The 20,470-nt window shown below is 61.3% G+C and carries 19 protein-coding genes and 1 other RNA gene; 16 read left to right on the forward strand and 4 right to left on the reverse strand.

Features of this window, described 5'->3' with window-relative positions; genetic code table 11:
• Positions 1-76 precede the first annotated feature (76 nt).
• Both PSH59_RS04570 and PSH59_RS04575 read left to right on the forward strand, forming a co-directional pair.
• Positions 77-721 carry an MBL fold metallo-hydrolase gene (locus PSH59_RS04570; RefSeq protein ID WP_305394400.1) on the forward strand — a complete coding sequence of 215 codons (645 nt, stop codon included), beginning with the start codon at positions 77-79 and terminating at the stop codon, positions 719-721.
• Between the two features lie 209 nt (positions 722-930).
• On the forward strand, positions 931-1,704 hold the full coding sequence (locus tag PSH59_RS04575) for an OmpA family protein (protein ID WP_248075358.1): 774 nt from the start codon (positions 931-933) through the stop codon (positions 1,702-1,704).
• Positions 1,705-1,772: 68 nt separating this feature from the next.
• Here the strand turns inward: PSH59_RS04575 and PSH59_RS04580 are convergent, their stop codons facing one another.
• The 4 genes from PSH59_RS04580 to PSH59_RS04595 form a co-directional block, all read right to left on the reverse strand.
• Positions 1,773-2,354, reverse strand: a complete 582-nt coding sequence (locus PSH59_RS04580; RefSeq protein ID WP_248075360.1) for a BON domain-containing protein — start codon at positions 2,352-2,354, stop codon at positions 1,773-1,775.
• On the reverse strand, positions 2,351-2,944 hold the full coding sequence (locus tag PSH59_RS04585; protein WP_007904374.1) for a phosphoheptose isomerase: 594 nt from the start codon (positions 2,942-2,944) through the stop codon (positions 2,351-2,353). Before PSH59_RS04585 ends, PSH59_RS04580 begins: the two co-directional genes overlap by 4 nt.
• Positions 2,945-3,036: 92 nt before the next feature.
• Positions 3,037-3,408, reverse strand: a complete 372-nt coding sequence (locus PSH59_RS04590; RefSeq protein WP_305395269.1) for a YraN family protein — start codon at positions 3,406-3,408, stop codon at positions 3,037-3,039.
• Positions 3,408-5,219 carry a penicillin-binding protein activator gene (locus tag PSH59_RS04595; RefSeq protein WP_305394401.1) on the reverse strand — a complete coding sequence of 604 codons (1,812 nt, stop codon included), beginning with the start codon at positions 5,217-5,219 and terminating at the stop codon, positions 3,408-3,410. The genes PSH59_RS04590 and PSH59_RS04595 overlap by 1 nt, the downstream gene beginning before the upstream one ends.
• A gap of 176 nt (positions 5,220-5,395) precedes the next feature.
• Between PSH59_RS04595 and rsmI the strand changes: the two genes are divergently transcribed.
• The 14 genes from rsmI to PSH59_RS04665 all read left to right on the forward strand — a co-directional run bounded on the left by rsmI (position 5,396) and on the right by PSH59_RS04665 (position 20,469).
• A complete protein-coding gene (gene rsmI / locus PSH59_RS04600) occupies positions 5,396-6,301 on the forward strand; it encodes a 16S rRNA (cytidine(1402)-2'-O)-methyltransferase (RefSeq protein ID WP_248075364.1) in 906 nt (301 codons plus the stop codon).
• Positions 6,302-6,397: 96 nt separating this feature from the next.
• An RNA gene (gene rnpB, locus PSH59_RS04605) (RNase P RNA component class A) lies at positions 6,398-6,751 on the forward strand.
• 354 nt (positions 6,752-7,105) lie between these two features.
• Complete coding sequence (gene mraZ / locus PSH59_RS04610; protein WP_003171868.1) at positions 7,106-7,561, forward strand: division/cell wall cluster transcriptional repressor MraZ; 456 nt, start codon at positions 7,106-7,108, stop codon at positions 7,559-7,561.
• Complete coding sequence (gene rsmH / locus PSH59_RS04615) at positions 7,558-8,505, forward strand: 16S rRNA (cytosine(1402)-N(4))-methyltransferase RsmH (RefSeq protein WP_370694390.1); 948 nt, start codon at positions 7,558-7,560, stop codon at positions 8,503-8,505. The genes mraZ and rsmH overlap by 4 nt, the downstream gene beginning before the upstream one ends.
• Entirely contained in the window at positions 8,502-8,795 is a 294-nt protein-coding gene (gene ftsL, locus PSH59_RS04620) for a cell division protein FtsL (RefSeq protein ID WP_017738702.1), read from the forward strand. The genes rsmH and ftsL overlap by 4 nt, the downstream gene beginning before the upstream one ends.
• A complete protein-coding gene (locus tag PSH59_RS04625; RefSeq protein ID WP_248076005.1) occupies positions 8,795-10,537 on the forward strand; it encodes a penicillin-binding protein 2 in 1,743 nt (580 codons plus the stop codon). The genes ftsL and PSH59_RS04625 overlap by 1 nt, the downstream gene beginning before the upstream one ends.
• The gene (gene murE, locus PSH59_RS04630; protein ID WP_305394402.1) at positions 10,537-12,000 is read left to right on the forward strand and encodes a UDP-N-acetylmuramoyl-L-alanyl-D-glutamate--2,6-diaminopimelate ligase; all 1,464 of its coding nucleotides are present in this window, start codon (positions 10,537-10,539) and stop codon (positions 11,998-12,000) included. The genes PSH59_RS04625 and murE overlap by 1 nt, the downstream gene beginning before the upstream one ends.
• Positions 11,993-13,363: a UDP-N-acetylmuramoyl-tripeptide--D-alanyl-D-alanine ligase gene (murF, locus tag PSH59_RS04635; RefSeq protein ID WP_305394403.1), complete on the forward strand. Its 1,371-nt coding sequence runs from the start codon at positions 11,993-11,995 to the stop codon at positions 13,361-13,363. The genes murE and murF overlap by 8 nt, the downstream gene beginning before the upstream one ends.
• The gene (gene mraY, locus PSH59_RS04640) at positions 13,363-14,445 is read left to right on the forward strand and encodes a phospho-N-acetylmuramoyl-pentapeptide-transferase (protein ID WP_003171875.1); all 1,083 of its coding nucleotides are present in this window, start codon (positions 13,363-13,365) and stop codon (positions 14,443-14,445) included. Before murF ends, mraY begins: the two co-directional genes overlap by 1 nt.
• Positions 14,446-14,451: 6 nt before the next feature.
• Positions 14,452-15,798 (forward strand): UDP-N-acetylmuramoyl-L-alanine--D-glutamate ligase, encoded by a 1,347-nt coding sequence (gene murD, locus PSH59_RS04645; RefSeq protein ID WP_305394404.1) that lies wholly within the window; start codon positions 14,452-14,454, stop codon positions 15,796-15,798.
• The gene (ftsW, locus tag PSH59_RS04650; RefSeq protein ID WP_370694391.1) at positions 15,795-17,018 is read left to right on the forward strand and encodes a putative lipid II flippase FtsW; all 1,224 of its coding nucleotides are present in this window, start codon (positions 15,795-15,797) and stop codon (positions 17,016-17,018) included. Before murD ends, ftsW begins: the two co-directional genes overlap by 4 nt.
• Positions 17,008-18,078, forward strand: a complete 1,071-nt coding sequence (gene murG / locus PSH59_RS04655; RefSeq protein WP_305394405.1) for an undecaprenyldiphospho-muramoylpentapeptide beta-N-acetylglucosaminyltransferase — start codon at positions 17,008-17,010, stop codon at positions 18,076-18,078. The genes ftsW and murG overlap by 11 nt, the downstream gene beginning before the upstream one ends.
• Positions 18,071-19,516 (forward strand): UDP-N-acetylmuramate--L-alanine ligase, encoded by a 1,446-nt coding sequence (murC, locus tag PSH59_RS04660; protein WP_248075375.1) that lies wholly within the window; start codon positions 18,071-18,073, stop codon positions 19,514-19,516. Before murG ends, murC begins: the two co-directional genes overlap by 8 nt.
• Positions 19,513-20,469, forward strand: a complete 957-nt coding sequence (locus tag PSH59_RS04665; RefSeq protein ID WP_305394406.1) for a D-alanine--D-alanine ligase — start codon at positions 19,513-19,515, stop codon at positions 20,467-20,469. Before murC ends, PSH59_RS04665 begins: the two co-directional genes overlap by 4 nt.
• Position 20,470 lies beyond the last annotated feature (1 nt).

Here is a 20,470-nt window from a genome sequence, read left to right on the forward strand (position 1 = left end):
TGGTTGCGAGCGCGCCCGTTCTGTTTTAATGGCGCCTTTACACCCGCGTCATTCCATCTGCACCCGAGGACCGCCCATGCAACCCGCAGCACCCATCCTCATCCGCGAGACCTTCCCGGTCGGCCCCCTGCAATGCAACTGCACCATCATCGGCGACCCCATCACCAAGAAAGCCATCGTGGTTGACCCGGGCGGCAATCACGAGCTGATCCTGGCGCGCCTCGACGCCCTGGGCTTGAAGGTGGTGAGCATCATCCATACCCACGCTCACCTTGATCACTTCCTTGCGTCAGGCCAGTTGAAAGAAAAAACCGGTGCGACCTTGCACCTGCACAAGGACGATCAGTTTCTTTGGGACAACCTTGAAATGCAGTGCCAGATGTTTCGCGTGCCGTATACCCCGGTACCATCGCCGGACCGCTGGCTTGAAGATGACGAAGCGCTGGCCTGCGGCTGTGGCGTCGCATTGCACACACCCGGCCATACGCCTGGCTCGATGAGCTTCTGGTTTGCCGATGCCAAGCTGCTGATCGCCGGCGACACCCTGTTTCGACGTGGCGTGGGACGCACGGATTTGTGGGGCGGGGACCAGGCCACTATCGTGCGATCTATCAAGCAGCGCCTGTATACCCTGGATGAGGGCGCGACCGTGGTGACAGGACACGGTCCGGATACGTGTCTGGGCGATGAAATGCGCGAGAACCCTTTCGTACGCGCGTGAGGGGGATAGTTGGTGACGTGCTGTCGCAAAACTCAGGCAGCGTTCAGCCTGCGTCTGCTACGGTTTCTGTAGCAACGCAAGCCCCGCATGTTTTGTTACAGCTTGGGGCGCCCCTGCGGAATTTTTGCAGGTTGTCGCGTTCCAAACTCGGCACAGGTCCATTGCCAATGTCCTTTGCACCTCAGAATGCAAAAGTAGGAGCTCCCTTAATGTTCACTCCGCGTCGTCTGCTTGTTGTCGCCACCGCCGTAGCCCTGTTGTCCGGCTGCGCTTCACCTAATCCTTATGACGGCAGCAGCCAGGGGCAGGCGAATAATGAATCCAGCGGTATGAGCAAGACCGCCAAGTACGGCGGCCTCGGCGCCCTGGCCGGTGCATTGGCCGGTGCGGCCATCGACCATAACAACCGTGGCAAGGGGGCGCTGATCGGCGCTGTTGTTGCCGGTGCCGGTGCTGCCGGCTACGGTTACTACGCGGACCAGCAAGAGAAAAAGCTGCGCGAAAGCATGGCCAACACCGGGGTTGAAGTGCAGCGCCAGGGCGATCAGATCAAGCTGATCATGCCGGGTAACATCACCTTCGCCACCAACTCGGACGCGATCTCCAGCAGCTTCTATCAGCCGTTGAACAACCTGGCCAACTCGCTCAAGCAATTCAACCAGAACACCATCCAGATCGTTGGCTACACCGACAGCACCGGCAGCCGGCAGTTGAACATGGACCTGTCTCAGCGTCGTGCGCAGAGCGTGGCCAACTACCTGACCTCCCAGGGCGTCAACGGTGCCAACCTGAGTGCGCGCGGCGCCGGCCCGGATAATCCCATCGCCAGCAACGCCGACGTCAACGGCCGCGCCCAGAACCGTCGCGTCGAGGTCAACCTCGGCCCCATCCCTGGTCAACAATATGGCCAACCGGCGGGTCAGCAGCAGGCGCCTCAGCAAAACAACCAGTTCCAGGGCAACCCGTACCAGCAGTACCAATAAATCCCGCCCACTAAAAAGGGCGCCGTGCAAGTCATGCACGGCGCCCTTTTTTGTGGCTGTCGCTTACATCAGTCGATGTATTCGAACACCTTCACGATCTTTTGTACGCCGGACACGCCCTGCACCAGGTTGGCGGCGCGGGTGGCTTCTGCCTGGGTCAGCAAGCCCATCAGGTAGACGATACCGTTGTCGGTGACGACTTTGATGCGCGAGCCGGGAATGGCGTTGTCAGTCAGCATCTGCGCCTTGATCTTGGTGGTGAGCAGGGCGTCATTGCTGATGGCCAGCAGGGTGATCGGCTCCATCACCTGCAGTTCGTTGTGCACCTTCTTGACTCGCTGCACCGAGGCGGCGGCTTGTTCAGCCTGGGCCTTGAGGTCGGCGCGCGGCGTTTGGCCGGCCAGCAGCACCACACCGTTGAAGCTGGTCACGACGATGCGTGAGGCGCCATTGCCCAAGTCCGTGGCGGCCTTGGCGATGTTGACCTCAACCTTGGTTTCGATCAGCGAGTCGTCGATCTTGCTGCCGAAGGTGCGGGTGCCCTTGTCATCCTGAATAGGGGTGTCACGTGTCGCGGTGATCGCCGTGCTGCAGCCGCTGATGCCGAGGCACAACGTAATGGCCAAGAGGCCGAGGCGGTTAACGGTCATTCTTCACTCCCAAACAGTTGGCTGTCGATCAGATCGCACAGGCAGTGGATCGCCAGCAGGTGGACTTCCTGAATACGTGCAGTGACGTTGGCCGGAACGCGAATCTCCACATCTTCGGGCAACAGCAGCGAAGCCATGCCGCCACCATCGCGTCCGGTCAATGCTACGACAATCATTTCTCGATCATGTGCGGCCTGGATCGCTTGAATAATATTCGCCGAGTTGCCGCTGGTTGAAATCGCCAGCAGCACATCGCCCGGTTGGCCCAGGGCGCGGATCTGCTTGGAGAAGATTTCGTTATAGCTGTAGTCGTTGGCGATCGAGGTGATCGTCGACGAGTCGGTGGTCAAGGCGATCGCCGGCAGGCTCGGACGCTCACGTTCGAAGCGGTTGAGCAGCTCGGACGAAAAATGCTGGGCATCGCCGGCCGAACCGCCGTTGCCGCACGAAAGCATTTTGCCTTCATTGAGCAAGGCATTGACCATCACCTGACTGGCTTGCTCGATGTGCGGTGCAAGTACGTCCATCGCCTGTTGCTTGGTGTCGATGCTGGCCTGGAAAAGCTGGCGAATTCGGGATTGCATGTCCATCTGTGTGACCTTAAGTAGCGCGGCTGTTCGGCACAGGAATGTGCAGCCCGCAAAGCAAAGAGCAAAAGTGTGGGGTGAAGATGCCTGGCGAATCAGCTGTCGAAGGCATTTTGCAGCCAGTTCAGATCGGCTTTGCCTGACGGTGTGCTTTCTATGGCGACCACGTCGAAACGGCAGGGGAAGTCGGCCCAGCGATGCTCTTTTTGCAGGAAAAACTGCGCGGCGAGTATCAACTTTTGACGCTTGCGCGCATCAATACTGGCGAGCGCGCCACCCCATTGTGCGTGTTTTCTGTAGCGGACTTCGACGAATACTACTGTATCGCCTTCAAGCATGACCAGATCAAGCTCGCCGCGTTTACACAACCAGTTCTGCGCCAGAAGGCGCAGACCCTGTTGTTGCAGGTGGTTCAGTGCTTGCAGTTCGGCATCCTTGCCGCTCTGCGCGCTGGACCGCTCGGGCATCAGCGCGGCGTGTCCGGCAGGCGTTGGATCTCGCCACCGACGAATTTCGCCCATGGCATCTGACGATCAACGCGCTGGTTACCACTGACGCCCAAGTTGCCCGAAAGGCCGTCTATCCGCGTATCCGGCAATGCCTTGAGTTGACCCAGGCGCGGTGCCAGGCGGTACGCGTCGACACCCATCGCATACAGGCGACCGAGGCTGCCATTGGCCTGAGGCCATTGGGCCGCAACCTGGTTACGCAGCGGGTCGGTGGTGTTGAGCAGCCAAGGGGTTTCACAGAACATCACGTTGGTCATGTCCAGGTACTGGTTCTTGTCGCCGCTGGCACTGAACACGTGGGAGGTCGCGTACACCGGTACGTCACCGGCGTATTGGAAGTTCAGGGTCGGCTTGATCTGTTGAGCCAGTTGCGGAGTAACGGCCAGGAAGATGAATTCGATGTCCTGACGACGCGACGGTTGCGCGGCTACGTCAGTGCCCACGGTGTTTTGCAGGCTCTTGGCGCGACCTTCGCTTTTACGCAGTTGGAACAGGTCGGCAATCTGCTGGGCCAGGGCGACCGGCTGATCGACATACTCGACGCCGACCACGGTACCGCCATTGGCTTCCCAATCCTGGCGGAAGGCCTTGTAGACACGCTCGCCCCATTCGCCACGCGGCACCATCGCGGCTGCGCGGTGCAGGCCATCGGCACGGGCACGGCGCGAGACTTCGCGGGCTTCGTCTTCTGCTGCCAGGCCGAACTGGAACAGTTGCGCCGGGCTTTGATCAGTCTCGCTGTAGTTCAGCGCCAGGGTGGTGATAGGCAACTGAGGGCGCGCACTGAGTTGTTTGACCAGCGGCTTCTCCAGCGGGCCGACCACCAACTGCACGCCGGCGGCCTGGGCCTTGGCGTAGAAGTCGTCGATGGAGGTCACGCGCGAGCTGTCGTAGAACTCGATGACCGGCGGCTTCTGTCCAGCTTGTTCAGCCTGGTAGTGAGCCGCCATGAAACCTTCGCGCAACGCTTTGCCGACAGCGGCCAGCGGGCCTTCTTGTGGCAGCAGCAGTGCGATTTTGGTCAGGGGCTGGCTGGCCAGTTCCTTGAGTTTGATCAGCGGTGTCGGCAGTTGCAGCGCAGCCGGATGGGCCGGGTTCTGCGCGCGCCAGGTGTCGATCGCCGCCTGTTGCTGTTCCAGGGTGCCGGCGCCTTTGACTGCCTGAGCCAGGGTGATCCAGCCGTCCAGGACCGGGCTGCCGGTGGCCTGTAGCTGTTCAGCAGGCAGCGCGGCAATCAAAGCCCAGATGGCGTCGTGGTTGCTTTTGGCCGCATCGCCGGTGAGCAAGGGCGCCATGGCGACACGCTCGCGGGCAGCGGCCAGGGTCTGGCCATCGGCTTCATAAGCGCGGGCATGTACGCTGCCGGTGCGCAGTTGCTGTTCCGGCGGCAACTCCTTGAGGCTTTGCAGGCTCGGGTGGTTCAACGCCGTCAACGCTGCCTTGGGCTGGTTGCGTGCCATGGCGAGTTCGGCGGCCAGGGTGCTGGCAAACACTTGCGCCGCGGGCTTGAGGGCATCCAGGGGCACCTGCGCAAGAATTTGCGACGAGCGGCCAGGGTTGTTCTGTTTGTAGGCCATGTCAGCCGCACTCAGGCGCAGTAATGCGGCCTTTTCCGGCGTTTTGGCGGTAGTGGCCTGTTCGAGCAGTTGCTCGATACTGGCGTCCGGGGTCCGTGGAAGGTCGCCAAGGCTGGACGAGGGCGAGCTGGCGCAAGCGGCCAGTAAGGCAGCGAGGCAGAGGGCGGAGAGCAGCCGCAGGCAAGCGATCATGTAAGTGTTCCTGATACCGATCAAATTAGCGTGGAATTGTACCCAAGCACTGGCCCAGGCGCGATGTTACTGGCGTGAAACCGTCGATTTAGGTCGTGCAATTGTTGCTTTTATTTCTCAGCGGTCGATAAGGCATCGGCCGTGATGGCATATTTTCAAGGCGCCTACGCGCTACAATGTGGCTTTTGCCAACCATCGAGGTGTGCGTTTTGACTGCTCCAGGTCCTTTGAATTCCACTGCAGGCTCGCTTTTTGTCGTGGCGACGCCCATTGGCAACCTGGACGACATCAGTGCCCGCGCGCTGAAGGTGTTGCGTGACGTCAAGTTGATCGCTGCCGAAGATACCCGGCACTCCCAGCGATTGATGCAGCATTTTGGTATCAGTACGCCACTCGCCGCCTGTCACGAGCACAATGAACGCGAAGAAGGCAGTCGTTTTATCCTGCGCCTGCTGGCTGGTGACGATGTGGCGTTGATTTCCGATGCGGGCACGCCGCTGATCTCCGATCCCGGCTATCACTTGGTTCGCCAGGCGCGGGCTGCAGGCATCAATGTAGTGCCTGTTCCGGGGGCGTGCGCGTTGATTGCTGCGCTGTCGGCGGCAGGGCTGCCGTCTGATCGGTTTATTTTCGAAGGTTTTCTGCCGGCCAAGGCGGTTGGGCGTCGCGCGCGTCTTCAAGCTGTGAAGGAAGAACCGCGCACATTGATCTTTTACGAGGCGCCACACCGCATCCTGGAATGTCTGCAGGACATGGAGCTGGTGTTCGGCGGCGAGCGTCTGGCGTTGTTGGCACGTGAGTTGACCAAAACCTTTGAGACCCTCAAGGGGCTGCCGCTGCAAGAACTGCGCGCGTTTGTCGAGGGCGACAGTAATCAGCAGCGCGGTGAATGCGTGGTGCTGGTAGCAGGCTGGACGGCGCCGGAAGCTGAAGACGCGGTCGGCAGCGAAGCCATGCGTGTCCTGGACCTGCTGCTCAAAGAGATGCCCCTCAAGCGTGCGGCGGCCCTCGCGGCGGAAATTACCGGCGTGCGCAAGAATGTGTTGTATCAGGTGGCGCTGGATAAACAGAACGCCGAATAGTTCCGGGGTTATAGCGGTATTGCGTCTAAGCGTGATGGCAATGCTGCACTTTTAATACTTGTCCTGAGGCCGCCGTGCCGTTAACCTGCGCGGCGGAGAGTCGATTGGACAGTCGCTGCCCTCTATGAAAATTAGGGGGGGGAGGAAAGTCCGGGCTCCATAGGGCGAAGTGCCAGGTAATGCCTGGGAGGCGTGAGCCTACGGAAAGTGCCACAGAAAATAACCGCCTAAGCACTTCGGTGCCGGTAAGGGTGAAAAGGTGCGGTAAGAGCGCACCGCACGTCTGGCAACAGTTCGTGGCTAGGTAAACCCCACTTGGAGCAAGACCAAATAGGGTCCCAAGGCGTGGCCCGCGCTGGGACCGGGTAGGTTGCTAAAGATGTCCAGTGATGGCCATCGTAGACGAATGACTGTTCAAGACAGAACCCGGCTTACAGATCGACTCTCCACCTTTTTCCTTCTGCTCGAGTCTCGGGCAGAAACCCGGTAGTAACGCAAGAATCCCTCCCTGCCAAATCATTGGCAGATGCATCTTCGTAATACCAAAAAAATCTTACTCTTAATAAATCACTTTAACTTTGAGTCGTAGCGCTTTGAGCTGCTTGCGCTTGCTGGGTCAAAAACATCGCGGAACTCTGGTTTCTCCTCCCTTTACGCTCCTAAATCTCCGTTCTGTAAGGCTTTTCCTTGAATCCGTGCCTTGACGGTGTGGTGGGCGCATTCCTATAGTGTGCGCAAGTGGCGGAAAGTGGCACAAAGTGGGTTTTTTGAACGTAAAACGCTAAAAATTGGAGAAACGCATCTGTGTTTCGCGGAGCTAACGCTATCAGTCTCGATGCAAAAGGCCGTCTCGCCATGCCGAGCCGGTATCGTGACGAGCTCATTTCGCGAAGTTCCGGACAGTTAATCATCACGATTGACGCCGTTGACCCTTGTTTATGTGTTTACCCCCTCGATGAGTGGGAGTTGATTGAAACCAAGTTGCGTGCCCTGCCTTCATTGCGTGAAGAAAACCGCCGTCTGCAGCGTTTGCTGATTGGTAATGCCGTCGACCTCGAGCTCGATGGCAGCGGTCGTTTCCTGGTGCCGCCGCGTTTGCGCGAATACGCCAAGCTCGATAAGCGCGCGATGCTGGTCGGTCAACTGAACAAGTTCCAATTATGGGACGAAGATGCCTGGGATGCTGTTTCTGCAGCAGACCTGGCTGCTATTCAACAACCGGGCGCTATGCCTGATGAACTGCGTGATTTGATCCTGTGACTATTGATAGCGGCTTTAACCACATCACCGTACTGCTTGACGAAGCCGTTGAGGCTCTCGCCGTACGCGCGGATGGCTGCTATTTGGATGGCACGTTCGGCAGGGGCGGGCATAGCCGCTTGATCCTCAGCCGGCTCGGGCCCGACGGCAAGCTCCTTGGGTTCGACAAGGACCCCCAAGCGATTGCCACCGGGCAAGCGCTAGCGGCCGAAGACGGCCGCTTTGTCGTTGTGCAGCGCAGCTTTGCCGAGCTGGGCGCCGAAGTGGCCGAGCGCGGCATGGCGGGCAAGGTGGCCGGGGTTTTGCTCGACTTGGGCGTGTCCTCGCCACAGCTCGATGACCCTGAGCGTGGCTTCAGTTTCATGAACGACGGCCCGCTCGATATGCGCATGGACCCCACTCGTGGTGTCAGTGCTGCACAGTTCATCGCCACCGCGCCGGTGGAAGAAATCGCTCGCGTTTTCAAGGAATACGGCGAAGAACGCTTCGCCGGCCGTATGGCCCGCGCGGTGGTCGAGCGTCGCGAGATCCAGCCGTTCGAGCGCACCGCCGACCTGGCCGAGGTGCTCAAGGTCGCCAACCCTGCATGGGAAAAGGGTAAGAACCCGGCAACCCGTGCGTTCCAGGGGCTGCGTATCCACGTCAACAACGAATTGGGCGACCTGGAGGCTGGCCTTGAGGCGGCCCTTGAGGCGCTGGAAGTGGGCGGTCGCCTGGTGGTGATCAGCTTCCACTCCCTGGAAGACCGCATCGTCAAACTGTTCATGCGCCGCCTGGTCAAGGGCGAATCCGATAACCTGCCGCGCAACCTGCCGGTACGTTTCGAAGCGTTTGTGCCGAAAATCAAAATCCATGGCAAAGCGCAGTTCGCTTCCGAAACTGAACTGAAGGCCAACCCACGCTCCCGTAGCGCCGTCATGCGCGTCGCGGAGAAGTTGCGGTGAGCAAGCTTTTCGCCAAACCCCTGCCGGGCGGCAGCTTCTTTATGATGCTGCTGTACGTCGGCGTATTGGTCTCCGCAATCGCGGTGTCCTACAGCGCCCACTACAACCGCCAGTTACTCAACACCCTGTACGGGGAGCTGAGCGTGCGCGACAAGGCGCAGGCGGAGTGGGGTCGTTTGATCCTTGAGCAAAGCACCTGGACGGCCCATAGCCGTATCGAAGTGCTGGCCACCGAACAGCTGAAAATGCACATCCCGGGCGCGGCCGAAGTTCGCATGGTGGCGCCATGATGAAACTTGAGGGTGCACTCTACCCATGGCGTTTCCGTCTGATGCTCGGCTTGCTGGCATTGATGGTGGGTGCGATCGCCTGGCGGATCGTCGACCTGCAAGTGGTCAACCGCGACTTCCTGATCGGCCAGGGCGACGCCCGCAGCCTGCGTCATATCCCCATTCCTGCGCACCGCGGCCTGATCACCGACCGTAACGGTGAGCCACTGGCCGTCAGTACGCCGGTCACCACCCTGTGGGCCAACGCCAAGGAACTGCAAGCGGCCAAGGATCGCTGGCCGGCCCTTGCCGCCGCCCTTGGGCAAGACCCGAAGGCCTTGGCCGAGCGCCTGCAAGCCCAGGCCAATAAAGAATTCATCTACCTGGTTCGCGGCCTGACCCCGGAACAGGGCCAGCAAGTGCTCGATCTTAAAGTCCCCGGTGTCTATGGCATTGAGGAATTCCGTCGTTTCTACCCGGCCGGTGAAACCACCGCCCACATGGTCGGCTTTACCGACATTGACGACCACGGTCGCGAAGGTGTGGAACTGGCCTACGACGAATGGCTGGCCGGGGTGCCCGGCAAGCGACAAGTCATCAAGGATCGGCGTGGCAGACTGATCAAGGATGTCCAAGTCACCAAAAACGCCAAGGCCGGTAAGCCCTTGGCGTTGTCGATTGACCTGCGCCTGCAATACCTGGCCAACCGCGAGCTGCGCAACGCGATCATCGAGAATGGCGCCAAGGCCGGAAGCCTGGTGATCATGGACGTGAAGACCGGCGAGATCCTGGCCATGGTCAACCAGCCGACCTACAACCCGAACAACCGCCGTAACCTGCAGCCGGCGATGATGCGTAACCGCGCAATGATCGACGTGTTCGAGCCGGGTTCGACCATGAAAGCCATCTCCATGAGTGCTGCCCTGGAAACCGGGCGCTGGAAACCCAGCGACAAGGTCGAGGTGTATCCGGGCACCTTGCAGTTGGGTAAATACACCATTCGTGACGTATCGCGCACCGAAGGTCCGGTGCTGGATCTGACAGGTATCCTGATCAACTCCAGTAACGTTGGCATGAGTAAGGTTGCCTTCGATATCGGCGGCGAAACCATCTACCACCTGGCGCAAAAAATCGGCCTTGGCCAACCCACCGGCCTCGACTTCCCGGGCGAGCGCGTCGGCAACCTGCCGAACTACCGCGACTGGAAAAAAGCCGAAACCGCCACGCTTTCCTACGGCTACGGCCTGTCCGTGACCGCGATCCAGTTGGCCCATGCGTTCTCGGTGCTGGCCAACAATGGCCGCATGGTTCCCTTGAGCCTCATCCACGTCGACGAAGCGCCGAAAGCCACCCAGGTGATTCCGGAAAATGTCGCCAAGACCATGCAAGGCATGCTGCAACAAGTGATCGAAGCACCACGGGGTGTGTTCCGTGCCCAGGTGCCGGCGTACCACGTGGCAGGCAAGTCCGGTACCGCCCGTAAGACATCGGTGGGTACCAAGGGCTACGCCGAAAACTCCTACCGTTCGCTGTTCGCCGGCTTCGGACCGATGAGCGATCCACGCTATGCCATCGTCGTTGTCATCGATGAGCCGAGCAAAGCCGGTTACTTCGGTGGCCTGGTCTCGGCGCCGGTGTTCAGCAAAGTGATGTCCGGCACCCTGCGCTTGATGAACGTCACGCCGGACAACCTGCCGCCGACCGAACAAGCGAACGCCGGACCACCGGTTGCTGCAGTCAAAGCCAACGGAGGGCGCGGCTGATGTCTCTTAGTTTGAACAAGATTTTTGCTCACGCCGGCCGCGATCTGCTGATTCGCGAGTTGACCCTGGACAGCCGTAATGTGCGCCCCGGCGACCTGTTCCTGGCCGTGCCGGGCGGCAAAGTCGATGGCCGTGCGCATATCGCCGATGCGTTGCAGCGCGGTGCGGCCGCGGTAGCCTATGAGGCCGAAGGCGCCACGGTGCTGCCGATCACCGACGTGCCATTGATTCCGGTCAAGGGCCTGACTAAGCAATTGTCGGACATCGCCGGGCGTTTTTATGGCGAACCGAGCCGCCACCTCAACCTGGTGGGCGTGACCGGTACCAACGGCAAAACCAGCGTGACCCAACTGGTCGCCCAGGCTCTTGACCTGTTGGGCCAGCATTGCGGCATCGTCGGCACCCTGGGCACCGGCTTTTATGGCGCGTTGCAAAGCGGCCTGCACACCACGCCGAACCCGATTGCCGTGCAGGCGACTCTGGCCGACCTGAAAAAGGCCGGTGCCAAGGCCGTTGCCATGGAAGTGTCCTCCCACGGCCTGGACCAGGGCCGTGTCACGGCGCTGGCGTTTGACGTGGCCGTGATGACCAACCTGTCGCGCGATCATCTGGATTACCACGGCACCATGGAAGCCTACGCCGCCGCCAAGGCCAAGCTGTTTGCCTGGAATGACCTGAAGTGCCGGGTGGTGAACCTGGATGACGAATTCGGCCGCCAACTGGCTGCCCAAGACAGCGAAGCTCGGCTGATCAGTTACAGCCTGCTGGATTCCAGCGCGTACCTGTATTGCCGCCAAGCTCAATTCAATGACGAAGGCGTACGTGCCACGTTGGTCACGCCCCAGGGCGAACACCACCTGCGCAGTACCCTGCTCGGTCGTTTCAACCTGAGCAACGTTCTCGCCGCCATCGGCGCGCTGCTCGGTCTGGATTACGCCCTCGACGAAATCCTCAAGGTCCTGCCGAAGCTGGAAGGGCCCGCCGGTCGCATGCAGCGCCTGGGTGGCGGCACGCAGCCGTTGGTAGTGGTCGATTACGCCCACACCCCGGACGCCCTGGAAAAAGTCCTCGAAGCCCTGCGTCCTCATGCCAAGGGCAAGCTGCTGTGCCTGTTCGGTTGCGGCGGTGATCGTGACCGCGGCAAGCGCCCGTTGATGGCCGAGATCGTCGAGCGCCTGGCCGATGGCGTGCTCGTCACCGATGACAACCCGCGCAGTGAAGACCCGCGCCTGATTTTCGACGACATCCGCGCCGGCTTTAAAGACGTGTCCAAGGCCACGTTTGTTGCCGGTCGCGGTGCCGCCATCGCCCAATTGATCGCCGGCGCCAGCGCTGACGATGTGGTGGTGCTGGCCGGCAAAGGGCATGAGGACTACCAGGAAATCAACGGCGAGCGCCATGCCTTCTCCGACCTGATCGAGGCCGATCGGGCCCTGACCGCCTGGGAGGTTGCCCATGCTTAAGGCGATGACGTTCAGCGAACTGGCACCGTCCCTGTCGGCCCGCATCCTGTCGAGCGATTGCAGCTTTGGCGGCGTGAGTATCGACAGCCGTGCGATCAAACCCGGGCAGCTGTTTGTTGCCCTGACGGGGCCGCGTTTCGACGGTCACGATTACCTCAACGAGGTTGCCGCCAAAGGTGCCGTCGGCGCGTTGGTCGAGCGTGAAGTGGCGGACTGTGCGTTGCCGCAACTGCTGGTCACCGATACCCGTCTGGCCCTCGGTCAACTGGGCGCGTTGAACCGTGCCGCGTTCGACAAGCCCGTTGCCGCCGTCACCGGTTCCAGCGGCAAGACCACGGTCAAGGAGCTGCTCGCCGGGGTACTGCGTACACGCGGCCCGGTGCTCGCGACCCGTGGCAACCTGAACAATGATTTCGGCGCTCCGCTGACCCTGCTCGAACTGGCCCCGGAACACACGGCGGCGGTGATCGAGCTTGGGGCTTCGCGCATCGGCGAAATCGCCTACACCGTGGCGTTGACCAAGCCCCACGTTGCGATCATCAACAACGCGGGTACCGCCCATGTCGGCGAGTTCGGTGGCCCGGACAAGATCGTCGAAGCCAAGGGTGAAATCCTTGAAGGCCTCGCAGCGTCGGGCACGGCGGTATTGAACCTGGATGACAAGGCCTTCGAAACCTGGCGTGTACGCGCCGCCGGGCGCAAGGTCTTGACGTTTGCCGTGCTGAACGCTGCGGCCGATTTCCATGCGTCCGACATCAGCGTCGATGCCCGTGGTTGCCCGTCCTTCACCTTGCACACCCCGCAGGGCAGTGAGCAGGTGCAACTGAACCTGTTGGGTCACCATAACGTGGCGAACGCCTTGGCCGCTGCCGCTGCCGCTTACGCCCTTGGCGTGTCGCTGTTCGGCATCGCGACAGGGCTGGGTGCGGTTCAGCCTGTCAAAGGGCGCACCGTGGCGCAATTGGCCACCAACGGCATGCGCGTGATCGACGACACCTATAACGCCAACCCGTCCTCCATCAACGCCGCGGTCGACCTGCTCAAAGGGTTTGACGGGCGCAAGGTGCTGGTCCTGGGCGATATCGGCGAGTTAGGCGACTGGGCTGAACAAGGCCACCGCGAAGTCGGCGCGTATGCCGCCGGTAAAGTCGACGCCCTCTACGCGGTCGGCACGAACATGGCGCATGCCGTCAATGCCTTCGGCCCCGGTGCGCAGCATTTCGCCACCCAGGCCGAGCTGATTCAGGCGCTGACGGCCGCCGAACACGACACACACACAACCATTTTGATCAAGGGATCGCGCAGCGCGGTGATGGAAAACGTCGTCGCAGCCTTGTGTGGCTCAAGTACGGAGAAACATTAATGCTGCTGCTGCTGGCTGAGTATCTGCAACAGTTCCACAAAGGCTTCGCGGTCTTTCAGTACCTGACCCTGCGCGGGATCCTGGGTGTGCTGACCGCGCTGTCTTTGTCGCTGTTTTTAGGGCCGTGGATGATCCGCACCCTGCAGAACCTGCAAATTGGTCAATCGGTGCGCAATGACGGCCCGCAGTCGCACCTGTCCAAGTCCGGTACGCCGACCATGGGCGGCGCGCTGATCCTGTCGTCCATCGGCATCAGCACCTTGCTGTGGGCTGACCTGCATAACCGCTACGTGTGGGTGGTGTTGCTGGTGACCTTGCTGTTCGGCGCCATCGGTTGGGTGGATGACTACCGCAAAGTGATCGAGAAGAACTCCAAGGGCCTGCCGAGCCGCTGGAAGTACTTCTGGCAGTCGGTGTTCGGCCTTGCCGCCGCGATCTTCCTGTACACCACCGCGCCAAGCGCCGTGGAAACCACGTTGATCATCCCGATGCTCAAGGACGCCAGCATCCCCCTGGGGATTGGCTTCGTGGTGTTGACCTACTTCGTGATCGTCGGCTCCAGCAACGCGGTGAACCTGACCGACGGCCTCGACGGCCTGGCGATCATGCCGACGGTGATGGTGGGCGGTGCGCTCGGTATCTTCTGCTACCTGTCGGGTAACGTGAAATTCGCCGAATACCTGCTGATCCCTTACGTGCCGGGCGCGGGCGAGCTGATTGTGTTCTGCGGTGCGCTGATTGGTGCGGGCCTGGGCTTTTTGTGGTTCAACACCTACCCGGCGCAAGTCTTTATGGGTGACGTCGGCGCTCTGGCGCTGGGCGCGGCCCTGGGCACCATTGCGGTGATCGTTCGTCAGGAAATCGTGTTGTTCATCATGGGCGGCGTGTTCGTGATGGAAACCCTGTCGGTGGTCATCCAGGTGGCATCCTTCAAGTTGACCGGGCGTCGCGTGTTCCGCATGGCGCCGATTCACCACCACTTTGAACTCAAGGGCTGGCCTGAGCCACGCGTGATTGTCCGTTTCTGGATCATCACCGTGATTCTGGTACTGGTCGGCCTTGCCACCCTGAAACTGAGGTAGAAACGAGTGTCCCTGATCGCTTCAGACCACTTCCGCATCGTTGTCGGCCTCGGCAAGAGCGGCATGTCCCTGGTTCGCTTCCTGGCGAACCGGGGCACGTCGTTTGCCGTGGCCGATACGCGGGAAAATCCACCGGAGCTGGTCACGCTGCGCCGTGACTACCCGCACGTGGAAGTGCGTTGTGGCGAGCTGGATGTCGAGTTTCTGTGCCGTGCCGACGAGCTCTACGTGAGCCCCGGCCTGGCCCTGGCCACACCGGCCCTGCAAGCGGCGGCGGCGCGCGGCGTGAAGCTGTCCGGCGATATCGACCTGTTCGCCCGTAACGCGAAGGCGCCGATCGTGGCCATCAGCGGTTCCAACGCAAAAAGCACCGTGACCACCTTGGTCGGCGAGATGGCGGTTGCGGCCGGCAAGCGTGTGGCCGTGGGCGGCAATCTCGGCACGCCGGCGCTGGATCTGCTCAGCGATGACGTCGAGCTGTACGTGATGGAGCTGTCGAGCTTCCAGCTCGAGACCACCCACGACCTGGGCGCTGAAGTAGCCACCGTGCTGAACGTCAGCGAAGACCACATGGACCGCTACAGCGGCTTGCCCGCCTACCATTTGGCCAAGCATCGGATCTTCCGCGGCGCCAAGCAGGTGGTGGTCAACCGTCAGGACGCCCTTAGCCGTCCGTTGATGGGTGAAGGCCTGCCCTGCTGGACCTTCGGCCTGGGCAAACCGGACTTCAAGGGCTTCGGCATTCGCGAAGAGAACGGCGAGAAATACCTGGCCTTCGAATTCCAGAATCTGATGCCTGCGCGCGAGTTGAAAATCCGTGGCGCCCATAACCAGTCCAACGCCTTGGCTGCATTGGCGCTGGGGCATGCCGTGGGCCTGCCGTTCGACGCCATGTTGTCGAGCCTGCGCACCTTCGGTGGCCTGGAACATCGCTGCCAATGGGTGCGCGACCTGAACGGCGTCAGCTATTACAACGACTCCAAGGCCACTAACGTCGGTGCCGCATTGGCCGCCATCGAAGGCCTTGGCGCCGACATTGATGGCAAGCTGGTGCTGATCGCCGGTGGCGACGGCAAAGGTGCCGATTTCAAGGACCTCAAGGCCCCGGTGGCCGCGCATTGCCGCGCCGTGGTGTTGATGGGCCGTGATGCCGACAAAATCGCCGACGCCTTGGGTGATGCCGTGCCGCAAGTGCACGCCATGTCGCTGGACGACGCCATTGCCCAGTGCAAAGCCCTGGCCCAGCCGGGGGATGCGGTGCTGCTGTCGCCGGCGTGTGCCAGCTTCGACATGTTCAAGAACTACGAAGAGCGCGGCCAGCTGTTCGCCCGCGCCGTGGAGGGCTTGGCATGAGCGTTGATCTGAGAAACATCATCAAGCCGTACCCGTCGCCGATCATCACCGGTCGCGGTATCGACCTCGATTTCCCGATGCTCGCCGGTTGCCTCGCGTTGCTGGGCCTGGGCCTGGTGATGATCACCTCGGCGTCTTCCGAAGTGGCTGCCGTGCAGTCGGGCAACACCCTGTACATGATGATTCGCCACCTGGTGTACCTGATCATCGGGCTGGGCACGTGCATCGTTACCATGATGATCCCCATCGCCACCTGGCAACGCCTGGGTTGGTTGATGCTGATCGGTGCGTTCGGCCTGCTGATCATGGTGATTCTGCCGGGTATCGGCCGCGAGGTGAACGGCTCGATGCGCTGGATCGGCTTCGGTGCGTTCAACGTGCAGCCGTCTGAAATCGCCAAGGTGTTCGTGGTGATCTACCTGGCCGGTTATCTGGTGCGTCGTCAGAAAGAAGTGCGCGAAAGCTGGATGGGCTTCTTCAAGCCCTTCATCGTGCTGCTGCCCATGGCCGGTCTGTTGCTGATGGAGCCCGATTTTGGTGCCACCGTCGTGATGATGGGCGCCGCTGCCGCGATGTTGTTCCTGGGGGGCGTAGGCCTGTTCCGCTTCAGTTTGATGGTGGTGTTGGCCGTGGCGGCCGTGACCGTTCTGGTGCAGGCGCAACCCTATCGGATGGCGCGCTTGATCACCTTTACCGACCCCTGGTCCGACCAGTTCGGCTCCGGCTACCAGTTGACCCAGGCGCTGATCGCCTTTGGTCGCGGCGAGTGGCTGGGTGTGGGCCTGGGCAACAGTGTGCAGAAGCAGTTCTACCTGCCCGAGGCGCACACCGACTTCGTGTTCTCGGTATTGGCCGAAGAACTGGGCGTGGTGGGTTCGCTGTGCACCGTGGCGTTGTTCGTGTTCGTGTGTGTACGCGGCATGTACATCGGCCTGTGGGCCGAAAAGGCCAAACAGTATTTCGCCGCTTACGTGGCGTATGGCTTGTCGTTCCTGTGGATCGGCCAGTTCCTGATCAACATCGGGGTGAACGTCGGCCTGCTGCCGACCAAGGGCCTGACCTTGCCGTTCCTCAGTTACGGCGGCAGTTCGTTGGTGATTTGCTGCGCCTGTCTTGGCTTGTTGCTGCGCATCGAGTGGGAGAGTCGAACCCACCTGGGCAGCGAAGAGATGGAGTTCAGCGAAAGCGACTTCGCCGAGGAGCCGACCCATGGGCGCTAACGTGCTGATCATGGCGGGCGGCACCGGGGGCCATGTGTTCCCGGCCCTGGCTTGCGCGCGGGAGTTCCAGAACCGTGGGTATACCGTGCACTGGCTGGGTACACCGCGTGGCATCGAAAACGAACTGGTGCCTAACGCCGGCTTGGCGCTGCACCTGATCAACGTCACCGGTCTGCGCGGCAAGGGCAAGTTGTCCCTGCTCAAGGCACCGTTCGTGTTGCTCAAAGCGGTGTGGCAGGCGCGCAAAGTCATCCGTGAGTTGCAGCCGGTGTGCGTGCTGGGCTTTGGCGGTTATGTGACCGGTCCTGGCGGCGTGGCGGCCAGGCTCGCTGGCGTGCCGGTGATCGTGCACGAGCAGAACGCCGTTGCCGGTACCGCCAACCGCCTGCTGGTGCCACTGGCCGCGCGGGTGTGTGAAGCGTTCCCGAATACCTTTGCCGCATCGGCGAAGCGCCGTACCACCGGCAATCCGGTGCGCACTGAGCTGTTTATGGACATCGCGCGCCAGGCCCTGACCGGGCGCAAGGCGCATCTGCTGATCCTGGGCGGAAGCCTGGGCGCAGAACCGTTGAATAAATTGCTGCCCGACGCCGTGGCGCAACTCCCTGTGGAGTTGCGTCCGGAGATCTTCCATCAGGCCGGCAAGCACCACGATGAAATCACCGCCACGCGTTATCGCGAAGCCGGTGTGGAGGCCAACGTACAGCCTTTCATCAAAGACATGGCCCATGCCTATGGCTGGGCCGACCTGGTGGTCTGTCGCGCTGGTGCGCTGACCGTCAGTGAACTGGCCGCCGCCGGTCTGCCGTCCTTGCTGGTGCCTTTGCCCCATGCGATCGACGATCACCAGACCCGCAACGCCGAATATTTGGCCGGGGAGGGCGCTGCCTTCCTGCTGCCGCAAAGAACGACTGGCGCCGCCGATTTGGCCGCACGCCTGACCGAGGTTTTGATGCAACCGGAACGACTCAACAGCATGGCGAGCACCGCAAGCCGCCTGGCCAAACCTGACGCAACCCGCACCGTGGTCGATATCTGCCTGGAGGTGGCCCATGGTTGAGAATCAGAAAGCCATGCCGCACCCCGAGATGCGCCGTATCCGTCGTATCCACTTCGTCGGTATCGGCGGCGTGGGCATGTGCGGTATTGCCGAAGTTCTGCTCAACCTGGGCTACCAGGTGTCCGGCTCCGACTTGAAAGAATCGCCGGTTACCGAGCGCCTGAAGTCCTTCGGTGCACAGATATTTATCGGCCACCGTTCCGAAAACGCCGCCGACGCTGACGTGCTGGTGGTATCCAGTGCCGTGAACACCTCCAACCCGGAAGTTGCCACTGCCCTTGAGCGCCGTATTCCCGTGGTGCCACGCGCTGAAATGCTGGCCGAGCTGATGCGCTATCGCCACGGTATCGCCGTTGCCGGTACCCACGGCAAGACCACCACCACCAGCCTGATTGCCTCGGTGTTCGCCGCCGGTGGCCTGGACCCGACGTTCGTGATCGGTGGCCGCCTGAATGCAGCCGGCACCAACGCCCAGCTCGGCACCAGCCGTTACCTGATCGCCGAAGCCGATGAGAGCGACGCCAGCTTCCTGCACCTGCAACCGCTGGTGGCCGTCGTGACCAACATCGACGAAGACCACATGGCCACCTACGACGGCGACTTCAACAAGTTGAAGAAAACCTTCGTCGAGTTCCTGCACAACCTGCCGTTCTACGGTTTGGCCGTGGTGTGCCTGGACGACCCGGTGGTGCGCGAGATCCTGCCGCAGGTCAAGCGCCCAACCGTGACCTACGGTTTCAGCGAAGACGCCGACGTACGCGCTATCAATGTGCGCCAGGAAGGCATGCAAACCTTCTTCACCGTGCTGCGTCCTGACCGTGAGCCGCTGGATGTGTCGGTGAACATGCCGGGCAACCACAACGTATTGAATTCCCTGGCGACCATCTGCATTGCCTCCGACGAAGGCGTCAGCGATGAGGCCATTGTCGAAGGCCTCTCGCGCTTTGCCGGTGTGGGCCGTCGCTTCCAGGTCTACGGCCATTTGCCGGTAGACGGCGGTGACGTGATGTTGGTGGACGACTACGGTCACCACCCGACCGAAGTGGCTGCAGTGATCAAAGCCGTACGCGGTGGCTGGCCGGAGCGTCGTTTGGTGATGGTCTACCAGCCGCACCGCTACAGCCGCACCCGCGATTTGTACGACGACTTCGTCAATGTACTGGCCGATGCCAACGTGCTGCTGCTGATGGAGGTTTACCCGGCCGGTGAAGAACCGATCCCGGGAGCCGACAGCCGCAAGCTGTGCAACAGCATCCGTCAGCGTGGCCAATTGGACCCGATCTACATCGAACGGGGCGTGGACCTGGCGCCCATCGTCAAGCCACTGCTGCGTGCCGGCGACATTCTGTTGTGCCAGGGCGCCGGCGATATCGGCGGCCTTGCCCCCAAATTGCTGGCGAGCCCGTTGTTCGCAGCCGCACAGGGAAAGTCGAAATGACCACTGACTACGGCTCCCTGTTTTCGACCATCGCGCCAGCCGACTTCGGTCGCGTGGCCGTGCTGTTTGGCGGCAAGAGCGCAGAGCGTGAAGTGTCGCTCAAGTCCGGCAACGCGGTGCTTGAGGCGCTGCAAAGCGCCGGTGTGAATGCGTTCGGTATCGATGTGGGCGATGACTTCCTCGCGCGCTTGCAGGCTGAAAAGATCGACCGTGCGTTCATCATTCTTCACGGCCGCGGCGGTGAAGACGGCAGCATGCAAGGCCTGCTGGAGTGTGCCGGGATCCCTTACACCGGCAGCGGCATCCTCGCCTCGGCACTGGCGATGGACAAGTTGCGCACCAAGCAGGTTTGGCACAGCCTGGGCATTCCAACCCCGCGCCACAGCGTGCTGTGCAGCGAAGACGATTGTATTTCCGCAGCCGAGGAACTGGGCCTGCCTTTGATCGTCAAACCTGCCCATGAAGGCTCCAGTATCGGCATGGCCAAAGTGAACTCGGCCGCCGAATTGATCGACGCATGGAAAGCGGCAAGTACCTACGATTCGCAAGTGTTGGTGGAACAGTGGATCCAGGGTCCCGAGTACACCATCGCCACCCTGCGTGGCCAGGTATTGCCGCCCATCGCATTGGGCACGCCCCACACGTTTTACGACTACGACGCCAAGTATGTGGCCTCCGATACCCAGTACCGGATCCCATGTGGCCTTGACGCAACCAAGGAACAGGAATTGATGGACCTCACGGCGAAAGCCTGTGAGGCGCTGGGTATCGCCGGTTGGGCGCGGGCGGACGTGATGCAGGACGACGCAGGGAATTTCTGGTTCCTGGAAGTCAACACGGCACCGGGCATGACCGACCACAGCCTGGTCCCTATGGCAGCCCGCGCGGCCGGCCTGGATTTCCAGCAATTGGTGCTGGCGATTCTGGCGGCCAGTATCGAGTCCCGAGGCTAAG

Origin of the sequence: Pseudomonas sp. FP2309 (assembly GCF_030687575.1) — a bacterium.
Classification (GTDB): domain Bacteria; phylum Pseudomonadota; class Gammaproteobacteria; order Pseudomonadales; family Pseudomonadaceae; genus Aquipseudomonas.